Annotated in this window: 14 protein-coding genes; 8 read left to right on the forward strand and 6 right to left on the reverse strand. The window is 71.4% G+C overall.

Going from position 1 to position 17910, the window contains the following annotated elements:
• Positions 1 to 31 precede the first annotated feature (31 nt).
• The 5 genes from BBK14_RS33410 to fdxA all read left to right on the forward strand — a co-directional run bounded on the left by BBK14_RS33410 (position 32) and on the right by fdxA (position 5573).
• Positions 32 to 925 carry a HesA/MoeB/ThiF family protein gene (locus tag BBK14_RS33410; RefSeq protein ID WP_241832059.1) on the forward strand — a complete coding sequence of 298 codons (894 nt, stop codon included), beginning with the start codon at positions 32 to 34 and terminating at the stop codon, positions 923 to 925.
• Entirely contained in the window at positions 922 to 2142 is a 1221-nt protein-coding gene (locus BBK14_RS33415; protein WP_071067122.1) for a cysteine desulfurase family protein, read from the forward strand. The genes BBK14_RS33410 and BBK14_RS33415 overlap by 4 nt, the downstream gene beginning before the upstream one ends.
• Positions 2114 to 4126 (forward strand): 2-oxoacid:acceptor oxidoreductase subunit alpha, encoded by a 2013-nt coding sequence (locus BBK14_RS33420; RefSeq protein WP_071067123.1) that lies wholly within the window; start codon positions 2114 to 2116, stop codon positions 4124 to 4126. The genes BBK14_RS33415 and BBK14_RS33420 overlap by 29 nt, the downstream gene beginning before the upstream one ends.
• Entirely contained in the window at positions 4123 to 5160 is a 1038-nt protein-coding gene (locus BBK14_RS33425; protein WP_071067124.1) for a 2-oxoacid:ferredoxin oxidoreductase subunit beta, read from the forward strand. The genes BBK14_RS33420 and BBK14_RS33425 overlap by 4 nt, the downstream gene beginning before the upstream one ends.
• 71 nt (positions 5161 to 5231) lie before the next feature.
• Positions 5232 to 5573 (forward strand): ferredoxin, encoded by a 342-nt coding sequence (gene fdxA, locus BBK14_RS33430; protein WP_018501689.1) that lies wholly within the window; start codon positions 5232 to 5234, stop codon positions 5571 to 5573.
• Between the two features lie 163 nt (positions 5574 to 5736).
• Here the strand turns inward: fdxA and BBK14_RS33435 are convergent, their stop codons facing one another.
• On the reverse strand, positions 5737 to 7479 hold the full coding sequence (locus BBK14_RS33435) for a glycoside hydrolase family 26 protein (RefSeq protein WP_241832060.1): 1743 nt from the start codon (positions 7477 to 7479) through the stop codon (positions 5737 to 5739).
• Between the two features lie 793 nt (positions 7480 to 8272).
• Here BBK14_RS33435 and BBK14_RS43100 point away from each other — a divergent pair.
• Positions 8273 to 8368, forward strand: a complete 96-nt coding sequence (locus BBK14_RS43100; RefSeq protein ID WP_020464265.1) for an SAM-dependent methyltransferase — start codon at positions 8273 to 8275, stop codon at positions 8366 to 8368.
• Positions 8369 to 9103: 735 nt separating this feature from the next.
• Positions 9104 to 10276 (forward strand): DUF222 domain-containing protein, encoded by a 1173-nt coding sequence (locus tag BBK14_RS33440; RefSeq protein WP_071067125.1) that lies wholly within the window; start codon positions 9104 to 9106, stop codon positions 10274 to 10276.
• Here BBK14_RS33440 and BBK14_RS33445 read toward each other — a convergent pair.
• A complete protein-coding gene (locus BBK14_RS33445; protein ID WP_071067126.1) occupies positions 10180 to 11187 on the reverse strand; it encodes an Lrp/AsnC family transcriptional regulator in 1008 nt (335 codons plus the stop codon). The genes BBK14_RS33440 and BBK14_RS33445 overlap by 97 nt on opposite strands.
• 235 nt (positions 11188 to 11422) lie before the next feature.
• Between BBK14_RS33445 and BBK14_RS33450 the strand changes: the two genes are divergently transcribed.
• Complete coding sequence (locus BBK14_RS33450; protein WP_083391424.1) at positions 11423 to 12970, forward strand: MFS transporter; 1548 nt, start codon at positions 11423 to 11425, stop codon at positions 12968 to 12970.
• A gap of 30 nt (positions 12971 to 13000) precedes the next feature.
• Here the strand turns inward: BBK14_RS33450 and BBK14_RS33455 are convergent, their stop codons facing one another.
• From BBK14_RS33455 to BBK14_RS33470, 4 genes are all read right to left on the reverse strand, one after another.
• Positions 13001 to 14224: a cytochrome P450 gene (locus BBK14_RS33455; protein WP_071067127.1), complete on the reverse strand. Its 1224-nt coding sequence runs from the start codon at positions 14222 to 14224 to the stop codon at positions 13001 to 13003.
• Positions 14225 to 14302: 78 nt separating this feature from the next.
• On the reverse strand, positions 14303 to 15811 hold the full coding sequence (locus BBK14_RS33460; protein ID WP_071067128.1) for an aldehyde dehydrogenase family protein: 1509 nt from the start codon (positions 15809 to 15811) through the stop codon (positions 14303 to 14305).
• Positions 15812 to 15909: 98 nt separating this feature from the next.
• Complete coding sequence (locus tag BBK14_RS33465) at positions 15910 to 16242, reverse strand: DUF4286 family protein (RefSeq protein WP_071067129.1); 333 nt, start codon at positions 16240 to 16242, stop codon at positions 15910 to 15912.
• A 126-nt stretch (positions 16243 to 16368) separates the two neighbouring features.
• The gene (locus BBK14_RS33470) at positions 16369 to 17850 is read right to left on the reverse strand and encodes an aldehyde dehydrogenase (RefSeq protein ID WP_071067130.1); all 1482 of its coding nucleotides are present in this window, start codon (positions 17848 to 17850) and stop codon (positions 16369 to 16371) included.
• Between the last annotated feature and the right edge of the window lie 60 nt (positions 17851 to 17910).

The raw sequence follows: 17910 nt of genomic DNA on the forward strand, positions 1-17910 counted from the left end.
CGGAACACACGGACCAGTCATGGAGCGCAGCATGATAGTGACCCGGCGTAGTTCTCCGCCGGCGTCCGGCCCGGTCGGTCCGGTCGATGCCCGCGGGGCGTCCGAGGCCGCGGTGCCAGCAACGGCGCTGGCACCGACGGCCCTGGCCCCGGCGCAGCGCAGCGGGGGAGCGAGCCCGCCCGGTCGGTACGACCGGCAGCTCGACCTGCCGGGCTTCGGCCCGGCGGCCCAGGAGCGGCTGCGCGGCGCGACCGTGCTCGTGGCGGGCGTGGGCGGCGTCGGCGGGGCGGCCGCGACCTACCTCGCCGCCGCCGGGGTCGGCCGGCTGGTCCTGGTCCACCCGGGCGCGCTGGAGGAGCCCGACCTCAACCGGCAGACCCTGATGCGCCCCGAGTGGATCGGTGGCTCCCGGGTGGCCTGCGCGGAGCAGACCCTGCGCGCGCACCACCCGGGAGTCGAGATCGTCGCGATCGACCGCGAGCTGTCCCAGCTCCCCGAGCTGGGCCGCCTCGTCGCCGGGGCGGACGTCGTCGTGGACGCCCGCCACAACTTCCCCGACCGCTACCTGCTCAACGACGCCTGCGTCGCGACCCGGACCCCGGCGGTCGTCGCCGCGATGAACGCCACCGAGGGGAACCTGCTGGTCGTCCAGCCCGGATCGCCCTGCCTGCGCTGTGTCTTCACCGAGGGCGACCCGTCCTGGCAGCCGCTGGGCTTCACCGTCCTCGGCGCCGTGTCGGGGATGGTCGGCTGCCTCGCCGCGACCGAGGCGATAAAGATCATCTCCGGGTTCGGTGAGCCGGCGGCCGGCAGGCTGCTCCAGTTCGACCTCTGGGACCTGGACTTCCGGGTGCTGCGAGCCCGACGTGACCCGCACTGCCCGTCCTGCGGCGGCCAGGCGCCCGGCTCCGGGGAGCCACGGTGATCTACCTCGACCACAACGCGACCACGCCCGTCGACCCGCGGGTGGTCGAGGTGATGCTCCCGCTGTTCACCGAGCGGTTCGCCAACCCGGCCAGCAAGCACGCCCCCGGCCAGGAGGCGACGCGGATCGTCGAGCGGGCCCGGCGTGAGGTCGCGTCGCTCGCCGGCGCCCGCCCCCGCGAGGTCGTGTTCACCTCCGGGGCGACCGAGGCCGCCAACCTGGCGATCGGTGGGGTCCTCGCCACCGCCGAGCCGGGGCGACGCCGGATCCTCGTCGGGGCCACCGAGCATCCCGCGGTACTCGGCGCCGCCGACGCCGCGGTGTCGGCTGGCGACGCGACAGCCGCCGAGCGGATCGCCGTCCACCCGGACGGCACCATCGACGTCGACGACCTGCGGCGCCGACTCGGGCCGGACGTCGCGCTGGTCGCGGTGATGGCGGCGAACAACGAGACCGGGGCCGTGAACGACCTGCGGCCACTGGTCGAACCGGTGCACTCCGCCGGGGCGTTGCTCCTGTGCGACGTCACCCAGGCCCTCGGCCGCATCCCGGTCGAGCTCGAGCAGACGGGCGTCGACCTGGCCGTCGCGTCCGCGCACAAGCTCTACGGCCCCAAAGGCGTCGGCGCGCTGATCGCGTCGAAGGACGCCTGGCCACGCCTCGCGCCCAGGGTGCACGGCGGCGGCCAGGAACGCGGCCTGCGGGCCGGCACCCTCAACACCGCCGGGATCGCCGGCTTCGGAGCGGCCGCCCGCATCGCGGCCGAGTCGATGGCCGACGACGGCAGGCACCAGGGCGAGCTGACGGCGCTGCTGACTGCGCTGTTGACAGAGACCCTGGCGAAGCGGCTCGGGCCCGGAGCCGTCGAGCTCAACGGCCCGGACCGCGCCAGGCTGCCGAACACCGTCAATCTCCGCTTCGTCGGCGCCGGTGCCGACGAGGTCCAGGCCTGTGCTCCGCGCGTGGCGATCTCGGCCGGCTCGGCGTGCAGCGGTGGCGGGGACGAGCCGTCCCATGTCCTGCTCGCCATGGGCCGCACGGCCACCGAGGCCCGGGAGAGCCTGCGCTTCAGCCTGGGCCGCGCCACCACGACGGAGGAGATCCGCACCGCCGCGGATCTGGTGGCCCGCGCTGTCCTGCGCGTCCGCTCCCTTTCCCAGAGCACCCCCATCCAAGACGAGGTTCGAGATGACAACCGAGCTCTTCGAACAGCCTGAATCGCGGGTACGCCGCCTCAAGGGGGTCGTGATCCGGTTCGCCGGCGACTCCGGCGACGGCATGCAGCTCACCGGCGACCGCTTCGGCGCGCAGGCCGCGGAGGCCGGCAACGACGTGGCCACGCTGCCGGACTTCCCGGCCGAGATCCGGGCGCCAGCCGGAACCGTCGGCGGTGTCTCGAGCTACCAGCTGCACGTCGCCGACCACGACATCACCACCCCGGGTGACCAGCCCGACGTCCTCGTCGCGATGAACCCGGCGGCGCTGAAGGCGACGCTGAAGGACCTGCGTCCCGGGGGCGTGCTGATCGTCGACTCGGGCGCGTTCAACGTGCGCTCGCTGGAGAAGGCCGGGTACGACTCCGACCCGCTGACCGACGGCTCGCTGGGCAACTACATCGTGCACGCGGTCGACCTGACCGGGCTCGCCGTCGGCGCCACCGACGGCCTCGGCCTCAAGCGCAAGGACGCCGCCCGGACGAAGAACATGTTCGCCCTTGGCCTGGTCTCCTGGATGTTCAACCAGGGCACCGAGAGCACCGTCGCCTACCTGGAGAAGCGCTTCGCCAAGAAGCCGCCGGAGATCCTGGCCGGCAACCTCGCGGCGCTCAGGGCCGGTGTGAACTACGGCGACACCACCGAGGCGTTCGCAGTCTCCTACGAGGTGAAGCCCGCCGCGCTGCCCCCGGGCACCTACCGGCACATGCGCGGCAACAAGGCCATCGCCTTCGGTCTCGTCGCCGCCGCGCACCAGGCCGGGATGCCGCTGTTCCTCGGCGCGTACCCGATCACCCCGGCGACCGACGTCCTGCACGAGCTGAGCAAGCTCACCTCGCACGACGTCCGCCACTTCCAGGCCGAGGACGAGATCGCGGCGATCGGCGCGGCGATCGGCGGCTCGTTCGCCGGCATGCTGGGCGTCACCGTCACCTCCGGCCCCGGCATGGCGCTCAAGTCCGAGGCGATCGGCCTGGCGATCTCGCTGGAGCTGCCGCTGGTCATCGTCAACGTGCAGCGCGGTGGCCCGTCCACCGGCCTGCCGACGAAGACCGAGCAGTCCGACCTGCTGCAGGCCCTCTACGGCCGGCACGGCGAGGCCCCGCTGCCGGTGCTGGCCGCGCAGTCGCCCGCGGACTGCTTCGACGCCGCGTTCGAGGCGGCGCAGATCGCACTGGAGCGGCGCACCCCCGTCATCCTGCTGTCCGACTCCTACATCGYCAACGGCAGCGAGCCGTGGAAGGTCCCGGCGGTCGAGGAGCTCCCCGAGCTCGGCATCGAGTTCGCCACCGCGCCCAACGCCGTGGGCAAGGACGGCAAGCCGGCGTTCCACCCGTACGCCCGTGACCCGCGCACCCTCGCCCGCCCGCTGGCCATCCCCGGCACCCCCGGTCTGGAGCACCGCATCGGTGGTCTGGAGAAGGCCGACGGCAGCGGCGAGCTCTCGCACGACGCGGACAACCACGACCTGATGGTCCGCACCCGCCAGAACAAGGTCGACGGCGTCAAGGTGCCGGCGCTGGAGGTCGACGACCCGAGCGGGGCGCCCGGCTTCGGCGCCCGGGTGCTGGTGGTCGGCTGGGGCTCGACCTACGGGCCGATCGGCGCCGCCTGCCGGCTCGTCCGCGACCAGGGGCTGGCCATCGCCCAGGCGCACCTGCGTTACCTCAACCCGCTGCCGGCGAACCTCGCGGCCGTGCTGTCGTCCTACGACACGGTGCTGGTGCCCGAGATGAACCTCGGCCAGCTCTCCGGCCTGCTGCGGATGCAGTGCGGGGTCGAGACCGTCGGCTACACCCAGACCCGCGGGCTTCCCTTCCGCGCGGTCGAGCTGGCCGCGGTGTTCACCCGGCTCGTCCACGGGGCCGACCTCGGCGACACCGAGATCACCAGTGAGGACATCAAGGCCGCGGGTGGCGCCAGCACGCTCGGCATCAGCGAGCTGGGCCGCAGCGAGCTCGGATCGGATTCGGAGGCGGGCAAGTGACCAGCTCAGACGCGGTAGGCAAGCAGCTCACGGCGAAGGACTTCTCCACCGGGCAGGACGCCCGCTGGTGCCCGGGGTGCGGTGACCACGCGATCCTCAACGGGATGCGGAACCTGCTCCCGACCCTCGGGATCCCGCGCGAGAACTTCGTGGTGGTCTCCGGCATCGGGTGCTCGTCCCGGCTGCCGTACTACCTCGAGACCTACGGCATCCACTCGATCCACGGGCGGGCGCCGTCCATCGCGACCGGTATCTCGATCAACCGGCCGGACCTGTCCGTCTGGGTCATGACCGGTGACGGCGACTCGCTGTCTATCGGTGGCAACCACCTGATCCACGCGCTGCGCCGCAACGTGAACCTCAAGATCGTCATGTTCAACAACCAGATCTACGGCCTGACCAAGGGCCAGTTCTCGCCCGCGACGAAGCCCGGCACGGTCACCCCGTCCAGCCCGTTCGGCTCGCTGGACCACTCGTTCAACCCGGCCGCGCTGGCCCTGGGCGCCGAGGCGACCTTCCTCGCCCGCACGGTCGACACCGACCGCAAGCACATGATGGAGATCCTCGCCGCCGCCCACGCGCACGACGGCTCGGCCCTGGTGGAGATCCGGCAGAACTGCCCGACGTTCAACGTCGCACCGCGGGACGAGGCCGCGGCCTCCGCGACCGAGCCCACCGCGGCCGACGGGCCGATCCGGCTCGAGGCCGGCCAGCCGATCCTGTTCGGGGCGGACAGCCAGTGGGYGATCCTGCGCGACCCCGAGACCGGTGACCTGAAGTTCGGCCGGTCGACGGAGAAGGGCATCGTGATCCACGACCCGCGCTCGACCAGCCCGACCTACGCCTACGCCCTCGCCCGGATCGCCGACACCCACCCCGAGCTCGCGCCGATCGGCGTGTACCGCGCGGTGGAGCGACCCAGCTTCGACAAGCAGTACCAGGAGCGCCTCACCACCGCCCGCGCGGGCGGCCGCGGTGACCTGCAGGAACTGCTCACCGGCGAAGACTCCTGGGCGGTCCCGGCGCGGGCGTGAACCCCGGCCGCAGACAGCTGAACGAGACCCCACCGGACCCGCGTAGTCCGTAGAAGGAAAGAAGAACTCCGATGCCCTACGTCGTCACGTCACCCTGCATCGACGTCAAAGACACAGCCTGCCTGGACGAATGCCCGGTCGACGCCATCTACGAGGGCGACCGGAAGCTCTACATCAACCCGAACGAGTGCACGGAATGCGGCGCGTGCGCGTCCGCCTGCCCGATCGGCGCCATCATGCTCGACCTGGAGGTTCCCAAGGCCGAGCGCCCCTTCGTGAAGAGCGAGAAGGAGTTCTTCACCAAGGTCCTGCCCGGCCGGGACGAGCCGCTCGGCGATCCCGGTGGCGCCAAGACCGTGGGCAAGATCAAGGCTGACACGCCCTTCGTGGCCGAGTACGAGGCCTCCGCCTGACCGGTACGCGGGCCCACGCCCAGATGACGGGGTAGGGCCGCCCGTGACCCGGGCCGGCGCGGGGAGCAGCCACCACGCTCCTCGAGCCGGCCCGGGTCACGGCCCGGGTCACGGCCGGACCGGGCCGCCGTTCAGATCACGGCCGGACCGGTCACCACCCGGGTCACAGGCCGCTGGGGCTGCCACTGCCGCCGGCCCCGGCACCGAACAGCTCCAGGTACCGCTGCGCGGCCATCGGGTTCAGCGGCGGGTTGATCAGCGAGGAACGCACGTTGTCCGCCTCGGCGGTGCTGAAATACGCCTCGTAGGCGAGGATGTCCCGGTTCCGGTCGAACAGGTCGTGCATCTTCTCGATGAAGAGCGGATTGTCGCCGCCGCCGTTCCCGTCCACCCGGACGAGCCCCCACTCCGGCACCGCGAACTGCTTGCCGTGCGCCCGCGCGAACGCGGCCACGGTGCACGCCCCCGACGGGATGTTGCACTGCTGGTCGAAGGTCTCCGCGGAGCGCGACGGCGGGTAGGAGTCGTAGGCGTCACTGCTGACGATGCTCACGAACTCGTCGCCCGGGTAGGCCGCCCACACGTCGTCACCGTTCGGCATCCGGTCACGGTGCGCGCTGACGTTGAAGTCGATCCGCACCGCCGGCGCCGTCGACCGGATCTGGGTGACCGCCCGCTGGAAACAGGTCTTCCAGGTCGCGGTGTCCCGCGGATACCACCAGAACCAGTTCCCGTTGAACTCCCAACCGAGCCGGACGATGGCGTCGGGTCGGCCGCTACGGGTCAGCGTCTCGCCGAACGCCGCCCAGTAGGCGTCATAGTGACCCCGGGCGCAGGTCCGCTCGTCACCCGACCGCGGGAACAGCGGCTGGGCGATGGAAAGCTGCCCGTTGTACACCCCCGGCGGGTAGTCCGACATCGGCCAGTTGTCGTAGGCGATCCCGTTCCAGTCGTTACGCTTGGTGAAGACGACCGCGACGTTCGTCGGCCGCCCCGTCCAGGCCTCCCAGGCGCGGATGTCCAGCGGCGGGTTCCCGTTCGCCCCGGAGGGCCACCGCACCCCCGGCGCCGCCGGCCCGGTCGGTGCCGGCTCCGGCTGCGGCTGCGCGGGCTGCGCCCCGGGCGCCTTCGCCGTATCCGGGGCCTGACTCGCCGCCGGGGCATCGGCCGAAGGCCGCGAATCCGGGCCGCCGGTGAGCGTCACCAGGCCGATCGCGCCGAGCAGGATGACCATCGCGGCGGCGACGACCCCGAGCACGGTGCGACGTCGCCGGCGCGGCCTACCTCGACGAGCCGTCCCGCCGCGGTGATTCCCGCCGCGGCGGCCGTCCTTCCCCTGGCCTCCGGCCCCTGGCGCCTGGGCAGCTTCGTCCGTGTCCGTGTCCGTGTCCGTGTCCGCGGCTCCGGCTCCGGCTTCGGCTCCGGGCCCGGCTCCGGGCCCTGGCCCGTCCGGGACGGGGTTCTCGCTGGTGCTCCCAACCGGGCCCCCGCCCTTGCTCACGGGGCTGCCCAGGCCGGCAGAGGCCCGCTGGCGGAAAGGGCTGTCCGAACGGGTGGGGCTGCCCGTGCTGGTTGAGCTGCCCGAGTTGGTGGGGCTGCTCTGGCCGGTGGCACTGGTCCGAGCCACGGAGCTGAGGAGAGTCTTGTCCGGCCGCATCGGCGAGCCCGGCGTGCCGAGGCGCTCGTACGGCAGCGTCCGCGCGATCACGTCCTCGCCCGCACCGCTCCCGGCGGGCCCGTCCGTCCCGGCAGCGGACGGGAGCGGGCCCGAAGACCCGGGCACGTCCACGCCTACACCTTCACCAGCGCCGCCGGGGCCTTCGCCGGTCTTCGGCACCGGGTCGGTGCCCGCTCCGGACGCGTTGCCGGGGACCTCGGTGGCGGTGTCCTCGGCGGTATCGGTCACCACGTCGCCTGTGCCGGCGGCTCTCCGGCTCGCGCCGGTGGTCGCCTTGCTCCTGCCGCCGGTTCTCCGGGTCGAGTCGGTGTTCCGGCTTGACCCGGTCTTCCGCTCTGGCGTGGCTGTCCGTTCGGACGCGGCGCTCCGCTTTGTCGTCGCTGCCMGGCCTGGCGTGGCTGCCCGGCCTGGCGTGGCTGCCCGGCCTGGCGTGGCTGCCCGGTCCGACCCGCTCGTCCGGTCTGATCCGGTCTTTCGGTCTGGTCCGGTGTTCCGGTCTGACCCGGTGTTCCGGCGTGTGCCGGTGGCTTCGCGCTCGCCGACGTTCTGGTGCGCGTCGGCACTGTCCCGACCCGCGCCCGCTGTCGGCGGCGCGTCACCTGCCTCGTGCCGTTGCACGTACGTCCCCCATCGAGCCCCCGCCCCACATTCACCGCCCGCGCCGGGACCTGTCGGACCCCGGGTGGCGTGCTGCCGTGCGGCGCTACCGCCGGTCGGCACCGGTTCATCTTCGCAACCTTGTTACGAAGCAACCCTGGCTGACACCCAACAATCCGTCACCCACGGCCACCACTACCGGGCGCTCACCAACGGTGTGGGTCTGGTGCCGCGGCGCAGGCGAGGCATCACCCCCATCCGCCGGTCCCGGGCACGCACCTCGGACCGGATTACCGTGCGTTCCTGCACCGGTGACCCGGTTTCTCGCCCGGGACGCGGGGAGCCGGTTCCTTGACGTTGGCACCGGCTTCCCACTTCGCCGAACCCGCACGAGGTCGCCCAGAGCATCGCCCCGGACTGCCGGGTGGTCTACACCGACAGTGACTCGATCGTGCTCGCCCACGCTCGTGCACTGCTCACCGGAACCGGCGAAGGCCGCACCGCCGGGCTGGGCGCCTGACCTGCAGAGCCGCGATCGCAATGGCGAAAATCTCGAAGATGGCGACGACGAGGAGTTCGTTGAGGCTGAGCCATCCGATATGCAAGCTGAGGGCGAAGGCGGACAGCACGCGACAGGCCATGATCAGCCCGACCGGGAAGATATCGGCGATCCGAGGGCGGTGACGGGATATGCAAGACGCGCTCCTCCCGGAGGCGGTGCACAGTCTCCGGGCCCTGCTGAAAGTCTCGACAAAGATTGTACCCGCGGTCCCGGTAGGCGACTCACTGCTACTACGTTAAGCGAAACGTATCAACCATTCCGTAGAGTCCGCCGCCCGTTCGCAACGAGAAATCTTCCTGGGTGAATGTGGACTTGGTGTGATCTCGTTGGGTTCGCGCTTGTCGGGGTGGCCCGGACACTCCTATGGTCGAACGTGTGTTCGATCTGATTGTGGGATGGGTGTCGGCGCCATGAATACCGCGCGGAGTGCGAAGATCGACGAGGACGGTTCCAGTTCCCGCGACTTCTCGGAGCCGGAGGAGGTGTTCGAGGGGCGGGTGCGTGGGCTGCTGGTGCGGATCGGTGCGGCGGTCCGGTCGATAGCGGCGGGGAACGCGGACCTGCTGGGGCTGTTGGCGCAGTTCGCGGACCTGCGGCCACCGGCGGCCGGTCGGGAGGTTCTGTTCGACGAGTTCGCTCCGGAGGATGTCGCGGCGGTGCTGGGGGTGTCCTCGCAGGCCGGGGGCGGGTTAGATGCTGTTCGCGTGCACGGTGGCGCACCGGCTGCCCCACGCGGTGGAGGCGTTGAAGTCCGGGGTGCTGGACGTGCAGCGGTTGCGCTCGTTGGAGAACGCGGTCCGCCCGCTCGACGACCCGCTCGCCGCGCAGGTCGAAGCACGCGTGCTGGCCGGCGGCGCGCGACCCACCCGCGGAGCGTTCACGGATGCGTGCCGTCGTGCCGTACACCGGCTGGACCCGGCCGGGGCGGCCGAACGCGCGCGGGCGCGGAAGAAGGAACGGCGGGTGTGGGTGTTACCGGGGGAGGACGGGACGAGTTGCCTGTCCGCGGTGCTGCCCGCCGCCGAGGCGACCGCCTGCTACCGGCGGGTCGACCAGATCGCCCAGGGGATCGCCGCGCACCGAGGCGGCGGGGACACCCGCAGTCGTGACCAGATCCGCGCGGACGTCCTCGTCGATCTTCTGTGTGGGCGGACCGAGCACGCGGTGCCGCTGCCGTGTGAGGTGCAGGTCGTGGTCCCGGTGACGGTCCTGCTGGGGTTGGCGGAGGATCCCGGTGAGATCCCTGGGTACGGGCCGATCCCCGCGGTGGTGGCCCGGGAGATGGCCGCACGGCCGGGGTCGACGTGGCGGCGGATCCTCACCGACCCTCAGGGCACGCTCGTCGAGATCGCCGACCGGCGCCTCCCGACCGCGGCCCAGGCCCGGCACGTCCGCGCGCGGAACCGCACCTGTGTCTTTCCGGGGTGCGCCCGTACGTCGCGACGCTCGTCACTCACCCACATTCATACATCGAACCGCAACACAAGGCTGGCCCCGCGGGAGGGGGTGGTGATGAACCGTCGGGCAACACCGTCTCGGGGTGGAAAATACCCCACGACACACAGCCACCATTCTGACCCCCACCACACCCGAACCCAGGCTCCGGAATTCCAGCATCGAGCGCGGTGCGCACTTGAGTGCCCGCTGTGGATCTTGGCGACGTGTACTGCGTGTGATCCGGTCAGCGCCGCCCAGACCGGATTGTCCAGGACCCGGACCGTAGCGCCTGCCGCTTGCCGACAGCTGGGCCAACTCCGCGCCGACAGCGCTCAGATGCCCCGAACGCCGGCGGCGGGGACGAGTCGACCGTGCGCGATGACCGACGCGGCCTGCTTCAGTCGCTGGACTCTGATGCTGACCGCGTAGGTGTGGATGCCCGGGATCCGCGCCAGGCGGGAGGTCAGGTAGTCGTAGAGATCCTCGACGCCGCGACAGATCGCGATGGCCATCAGGTTGTCGCGCCCGCTTGTGGCGCCCACGAAGGCGATCTCGTCATGACGGGCGAGATCCTCGCTCACGCTCCGGATGTGAGCCGGCGAGACGCGCAGCCAGAGCGTGGCGTTGATCTTGTACCCAAGTTGTTCCGGCAGGAGGTCTACTCCGTAGAGGAGAGTTCCCGCGGACTCCAGCGCCTCCAGCCGGCGGGCCACCCGGGACATGGACCATCCGGTCGCGGCGGCGAGGTGGGTGTGGGTGGCGCGGCCGTCCTCGCCGAGCGCCCGCAGCAGGGGGAGATCCTGCTCGGACGGAGTCAGGAGCGGGCCGGGCGGTCTGCGGGGCGGCTCGTCGCGGAGAAGGCAACGGACCTGCTCCGGGGTGAGGTAGGCGCCGTACCCCGTCCAGTCCGGCGCGCCGGGCTCGCCGGACGCGTGGATCAGCAGGTCGACGGTGATGGCGAGGACAGCCGCGGACCGGGGCAGCTGCCGCAGCAGCAGGCCCTCGTGCTGGTCGTCGACGGGTGAGTGGATCATGCAGATGATCTCCGTGCCGCCGGACGCGATGCTGACGTAGGTGATCTCCGGCTGGCGGACCAGGGCGCTGGCGAGCTGACTGACGCGGTCAGGTCGGCAGTGGATGCGGGCGACCCACTGGGCGTGCCCGTGGACCCGGGGGTTGACCAGACCGACCACGCGCACGACTCCGCTGCGACGCAGGGCGTGGTAGCGGCGGGCGGCCGTCTGCTCCGAGACGTCGGTTGCCTCTCCGATGCATCGGAATGACGCGCGTGGTGCGATCTGGAGCGCGTGGAGGATCTGTGCGTCCAGATGGTCTGTCATGAGGGAAGTTTGCATGCCACGGGCGGGCAACCGGGGGCTCCTGCACATTTTCGGCGTCCGCTTTGGAGATTCCTTGATCCGGTCGTGATGCTGGCAGGGCGGCAGCAAGGGCAACAGCACCTCCGGGCCCGCCCCACCACCGTCAGCAGATCTGAGCGCGCGGCGTGAAGCGCTGCAAGGAGAACATGCGAACGCAACGGCGCACACCGCCGTCCGGCGGCCGGTCACCCTGGCCATGGCCTGTCTCGGCGTCTTCGTCGCATACCTGCCGGTCACCACGGTCTCGGTCAGCCTGCCGGCCATACAGCAGGCGCTCGGCGCGTCGACCGCCCAGCTCTCCTGGATCTCCGACGCGTTCGTCCTGCCCATGGCCGCGCTCATCCTCAGCACCGGCGTGTTCGGTGACGTCCATGGCCGGAAGAAGGTCTACCTGGCGGGGCTGGCCTGCTGCGCCGCCGGCGCGGCGATCGCGCTGAGCGCGACGTCCGTGCAGGTGATCTGGGTCGGCCAGGCGTTCTCGGGCGTGGGTGCGGCGGCGCTGCTGCCCACCACGCTGGCACTGATCAGCGACGTGGTCCCGGACTTCCGGGAGCGGGGCAGGTTCATCGGCATGTGGGCGATGTCCCTGATGGGCGCGCTCGCCGTCGGCCCGCTGATCGCGGGCGTGCTGCTCGATCACGTCGGCTGGCGCTGGATCTACCTGCCGTCGATCCCCGTCGCGCTGCTGGCGCTCGTGGTCGGGGCGACGACGCTGGCCGACTCGCGGGCCGCGGCGCACGGTCGCCACCTGGACTGGCCCGGCCAGATCACGGCCGCCGTGGCGATCATCGGACTGGTGTACGGAGTCATCGAGGGCGGAGCCGGGTCCTTCACCGAGGCGCGGGTCGTCGTCGCGCTTGCCGTGGCCGTTGTCGCCGGTGCCGCCTTCGTCATGGTCGAACGGCGCAGCACCAGCCCGATGCTCGACCTGCGGCTCTTCCGCAGCCCGGGGTTCACCGCCACGACGCTCGTCGCGATGATCAGCTTCCTGGGTCTGATCGGCTTCTTCTTCGTGCTCAGCCTCTATTTCGGCATGGTGCAGCAGCTCGACACGCTCCAGGCAGGCTGGCGGCTGCTGATGGTGACGCTGCCGGCGCTTCTCGTTGGCGGCCCGGTCGGACACCTCCTCCACAGAACGTCCGCCCGGATCCTGATCACCGGTGGGCTGCTCGTGGTCACCGGCTCGTTGGCGTCGCTCCTCACGGTGGACGCGGACACCTCGTTCGTCTCGATCGCCTGGCGGCTGGTCCTGATGGGGCTGGGTATGGGCACGGTCATCACGCCGATGACGGCCACCGCCGTCGCCTCCGTGCCCTACCCGCTCGCGGGGATGGCGGCGGCGGGTAACAACGCCTTCCGGCAGGTCGGTGGCGCACTCGGCCCCGCGGTCCTCGGCACGCTGCTCACCACCCGCGCGCTGGACACCCTCCCGGGCCATCTCGCCGACGCCGGTCTCCCGGCCGCGGATCAGCAGCGGGCGGTCGCCCTGGCCGAGGCGGGCGGACTGAACGCCGTCGCCGCGAACGTCGACGCGGGCTCCGCCCGGGTCCTGACCGCGCTGGGGGACTCCTTCCTCGACGGCCTGCACCTGTGTCTGCTGGTGGCCGCGGTGCTCACCCTGATCGCGGCCGTGGTCGCCCTCGTACTGCTGGGGCGCCCGGTCCCCGCGTCGCTCGGCACCTCGCGGCGGACAGGTCCCGGCAGCGAACCCGTCCGGGAGACCGTGCCGAGCGGGCGCCTCTGACCAGCCGACCGGCGGCTCCGGCGCCCGGGATCAGACGGCCGGCGCGGAACGGGGGCCGGGGGTGAAGGTGATGGGGAGGTGCAGGGGCGCCCGGGTGAGGGTCGAGTGGAAGTGGATGTCGGCATCCTCGCGGAGGCGGATGTCGTCCATCCGCCGAAGCAGCTCCTCAAGGGCGATCCGCATGTTCAGCCGGGCGACGTTCGAGCCGAGGCAGCGGTGCGGCCCGGCGCCGAACGCGAGATGGCGGTTCGGCGAGCGGTCGATGTCGAAGGTCTTCGGGTTCGGGAACTCGGCGTCGTCGTGGTTGGCGGAGGCCCAGTAGATGAGGACCCGGTCGCCCTTGCTGATCTGCTTGCCGTCGAGCTCGATGTCCCGGGTGGCGGTCCGGGCGATCGCGATGAACGGCCCGTCGAGCCGCAGCAGCTCCTCCACCCCGGCGGGAATCCGCTCAGGATGCGAGCGCAGGTAGGCGGGGATCTCCGGCTGCCGGCTGAAACGCAGCAGCATCAGACCGAGCGCCCCGGCCGTCGTCTCGAGCCCACCCAGGATGAGGAGCTGGACGATGCCGACGATCTCCTTCTGGGTCAGCGGGCGGCCCTCGAACTCCGCCTTGAGGAGGGCGTCGACGACGTCACCGCGGGGCGGGCGCTGCCGCCGCTGCTCGACGAAACCGTTGATCCACTCGGAGAGACCGGCCCAGCACTCCTTACCGATCGGGTCGTTCGGAATGGAGGCCTTGGAGGCGAGGAAGGAGACCTTGTCGAGGTCCTCGGTGGGGGCGTCCAACGCGAACTTGAAGAACGACAGGCTCGGGAACGGGCGGGCGAAGTCGTCCATGAACTCGCACTCGCCGCGCTCGATGAACTCGTCGATGAGGTCGGTGACGAGCGCGCGTGCCGGGGCCTCCCAGCCCGCGATCGCTTTCGGCGTGAAGTGCGAGTTCACCAGCTTCTTGTAGACGCGCTGCTCCGGCGGGTCGACCTCCACCGGGATGTTGCGGACGTGCGTCGTGCTCGGCGGGATCGCCAGCCCGTAGGCGGAGCTGAACGACTCCCAGTCCTGGGCGACGTTGAGGACGTCCCCGTACTTCGTCACCACCCAGAAGCCGCCGTGCTGCCCGGTGTGCGTGACCGGGCATAAGGTCCGCATCCGGTCCATCGTCTCGGGAAAGACGGCCGAGAGGTCATGCGAGAGGTGGTCGAAGTCCTTCAGGCACCATTCGTCGGGCATCGGGGCGGCGGCAGGCGTGGGCATCTGGTCCTCACTTTCTCCGAGACGTTCACGGGTATTTGTGTTCGTTTCCGCCAGGGCGCCCGCACCCGRCCGCCCGGATCAGGCTGTGTCGATCCAGACCGACTTGACGTTGAGGTACTCGTCGAGCGCCTGGTGCCCCATCTCCCGGCCCCAGCCGCTGGCCTTGTATCCACCGAAGGGAACGGCCGGGTCCATGAGGTTGAAGTTGTTCACCCACACCGTTCCGGCCCGCAGGTCGCGCGCCATGCGGTGGGCCTTGCCGATGTCCCGTGTCCACACCCCGCCGGCCAGGCCGAACTCGGTGTCGTTGGAGCGGGCTGTCACCTCTTCGATCGAGTCGAAGGGCAGCACGCAGGCGACCGGGCCGAAGATCTCCTCTCGCACCACCCGCATCTCGTCGTGCATGTCGGTGAGGACGGTCGGCGCGACGAAGTAGCCCCGGGCCAGGTCGTCGGTCTCGATGCGGGCACCGCCGGCGGCGGCCCGCGCGCCTTCCTCCCTGGAGAGGTCGAGGTAGCCGACGACGCGCTCGAGCTGCTCGGCCGAGACCAGCGGCCCGATCCTGGTCTTCGGGTCGAGGCTGTTGCCGACCTGCAGGTTCGCGGCGAACGTGGCGATCCGCTCGACGAACTCGTCGTGGATCGATCGCTCGACGAAGATGCGGGTTCCCGCGCAGCAGATCTGGCCGGAGTTCGTGAACACTGCCATCGCCGCGCCGGGCACGGCCCGATCCAGGTCCGCGTCGGCGAAGACCACATCGGGCGACTTGCCGCCCAGCTCCAGGGAGACCCGCTTCAGGTTGCCGGCCGCCGCCCGCACGATGTGCTGCCCGGTCGTCGTGGACCCGGTGAAGGCCACCTTGTCGACGTCCGGATGCGCAGACAGGGCCGCGCCGGCCGTCTCCCCGGGGCCGGTCACGATGTTCACCACGCCGGGCGGGATCCCGACCTCGGTGAGCAGCTCACCGAGCCGCAGCGCGGCGAGGCTGGCCTCCTCGGCGGGCTTGAGCACCATCGTGCATCCCGCCGCCAGCACGGGCGCGATCTTCCAGATGGCGTTGCTGACCGGCCGGTTCCAGGGCACGATCGCGGCTACCACCCCGATCGGCTCCTTGAGCGTGTAGCTGAGGACCTGGCGCGGGATCGAGTTGGGGATGGTCTCCCCGTGGATCTTGGTAACCCAGCCGGCGAAGTAGCGCAGGACGCCGGCCTCCCAGGACGAGCCCGGCTTCGTCCCGGGGCGGCGGCGCCCGATCGGCGCGCCCATGTCGAGCGCCTCGAGCAGCTTCAGCTCCTCCTGGTGGGCCGTGACCGCGTCCGCGAACGCCCAGATCAGGTCCTGCCGCTCACTGGGGAGCATGCGCCGCCACGGGCCCTCGAAGGCCGCGCGCGCCGCGGCGACGGCCCGGTTGACGTCCTCGGCGCCGCCCTCGGCCAGTTCGGTCAGCGTCTCGCCGGTGGACGGGTTGATGCTGGGAAAGGTCCGGCCGGAGGCCGCCTCGTTCCATTCTCCGCCGATCAGCAACCGCCGCGGCCCGCCGCCGAGGAACGGGAGCGCCACCGCGTCGGGGGGCGTGAGTGTCGACACCGGTTCTCCTCTTTGTGGCGGGTCAGTGGCGGGGTTGGTTCGGTGGCCTCGGGTAGGTGTCCGGCCCTGGTGCCCGGCACCAGGGCCGTCCCGCCGTGCTAGTCGATGAGCTCGTAGAAGGTCCGGATCGGCGGCGGGTCGGTCTGCAGCGAGCTGCTGCGCCGGACGCGGCCGGCGTTCGACGAGGCGCGCAGGTCCTGCAGCGGCGTGGCGAGGTCGTCAGCCTCGATCTCGTAAATGGTTATGTACTCGAGCGTCCCCGGATCGGCCGTCACGTCGGCGGTGTCGCGAACCCGGTAACGGCGCGCGCCCACAAAACCGGGGATCTTGAGGATGTCGGGCACGTGCTCCTCGGAATACCACTTGTTGTACTCGTCCTCGCGCTCGGCGGAGACGGGACGGGTCTGCACGACCAGAATGCCCTTCGGCACGCGATCCTCCCGGTGTCGTTGGCGGCTGCCCGGGACGGTTCTCCGCGGCGGAAGGCGTCGGTATCCCGGACGAGGTGGATGCTAAGCCGCGCTGTCCCCGTCAGGAGACGTTTCCCGCACCCGGTGTCACGGGGTCGGCTGGRACGCCGTCACGAGCGCGGCGGGAAGCCCGATGCTGCGGGTCTCCAGGAAGCCGGCCAGGCCCTCGGGGCCGAGCTCACGGCCGAGACCGGACTGCTTGAACCCACCGAAGGGCACCAGCGGGAACGGCGGATAGGCGCCGTTGACGGCCACGCTGCCGGTGCGGATGCGCCGGGCGACCTCCACGCCGCGTGCCGGGTCGGCCGACCACACACCGCCGGACAGCCCGTACTGGGAGTCGTTCGCGATGCGGACGGCGTCGTCGAGGTCGTCGTAGGGGAGGAAGCAGAGGACCGGCCCGAAGATCTCCTCCCGGGCGATCCGCATGTTGTTGTCGACGTCGCCGATGATGGTCGGGGCGACGTACCAGCCCTGCGGCAGGTGCTCCGGGCGGACGCCGCCGGCGACCACGCGGGCGCCGTCGCGCACCGCGCCCTCGATGTAGCCCTCGACCCGCGTCCGCTGCCGCTCGGCGACCAGGGGGCCGACGAAGACGGAGGGGTCGTGCGGGTCGCCGACCGAGACGCCCGCGGCGGCCGCGGCGGCGATCTCGAGCACCTTCTCGTAGCGCGCCCGCGGCACCAGGACGCGGGTGTGCGCACCGCAGACCTGGCCGGAGAGGTGCATGCCGCCGCGCACGACAGTCGGGACGACGGTGTCGAAGTCGGCGTCGTCGACCAGGATCGAGGCCGACTTGCCGCCCAGCTCGAGGGAGACCCGCCGGACGGCCTCGCCGCACAGACTCATGATCCGCTGGCCGGCAGCCGTCGACCCGGTGAACGCGACCTTGGCGACGTCCGGGTGGGTGACCAGGTACTCGCCGACCTCGCGGCCGCCGGGGACGACGTTGACCACGCCGGGCGGCACACCCGCCTCGTCCATCGCGTCGGCGAGGATGAAGTTGCTCAGCGGGGCCTCGGGCGCCGGCTTGAGGACGACCGTGCAGCCGGCGGCCAGCGCCGGAGCGGCCTTCCACGCGGCCAGCGTGACCGGCGCGTTCCAGGGAACGATCGCGGCGACCACGCCGACCGGTTCCTGTGTCACCAGGGCGCCGCGGTCACCGGCCAGCACGGTCCGCTCGAACTCGTAGCTGCGGGCCAGCTCGCTGTAGTACTCGAAGACGGGGGCGACCAGGCCGGTCTGGGCGGCCTTGGCCTGGCTGGTCGCGCAGCCCATCTCGTCGGTGGTGACCTGGGCGATCTCGGTTTCGTGCTTGCGCAGGGCCTCGGCGGCCCGGGCGAGGATGTCGGCTCGCTCGGCCGCGGACATCCGTGGCCAGGGGCCGTTCTCGAAGGCGTCGCGCGCGGCGCGGACCGCCCTGTCCATGTCCTCGCGGGTGGCTTCGGGTAACGCGCCCACGATCTCTTCGGTCGAGGGCGACACCACGTTCAGAGTCCCGGAGCCGGCCGGCGCGGCCCAGGTGCCGTTGATATAGAACGCATCCCTGTACATCAGCCGGTCACGCACAGTGCCTCCCTGGGGGTGACTCTCGGCGGAGCCTAACACCATGAGCGAGTGCTCGCTAGC

Source organism: Parafrankia soli, assembly GCF_001854695.1.
GTDB classification, from domain to species: domain Bacteria; phylum Actinomycetota; class Actinomycetes; order Frankiales; family Frankiaceae; genus Parafrankia; species Parafrankia soli.

Coding starts and splice junctions, on each gene's coding strand:
- fdxA (WP_018501689.1), top strand. CDS start 5,232: ATGCCCTACGTCGTCACGTCACCCTGCATCGACGTCAAAGACACAGCC.
- BBK14_RS33440 (WP_071067125.1), top strand. CDS start 9,104: ATGCTGTTCGCGTGCACGGTGGCGCACCGGCTGCCCCACGCGGTGGAG.
- BBK14_RS33450 (WP_083391424.1), top strand. CDS start 11,423: ATGGCCTGTCTCGGCGTCTTCGTCGCATACCTGCCGGTCACCACGGTC.
- BBK14_RS33445 (WP_071067126.1), bottom strand. CDS start 11,187: ATGACAGACCATCTGGACGCACAGATCCTCCACGCGCTCCAGATCGCA.
- BBK14_RS33410 (WP_241832059.1), top strand. CDS start 32: ATGATAGTGACCCGGCGTAGTTCTCCGCCGGCGTCCGGCCCGGTCGGT.
- BBK14_RS33455 (WP_071067127.1), bottom strand. CDS start 14,224: ATGCCCACGCCTGCCGCCGCCCCGATGCCCGACGAATGGTGCCTGAAG.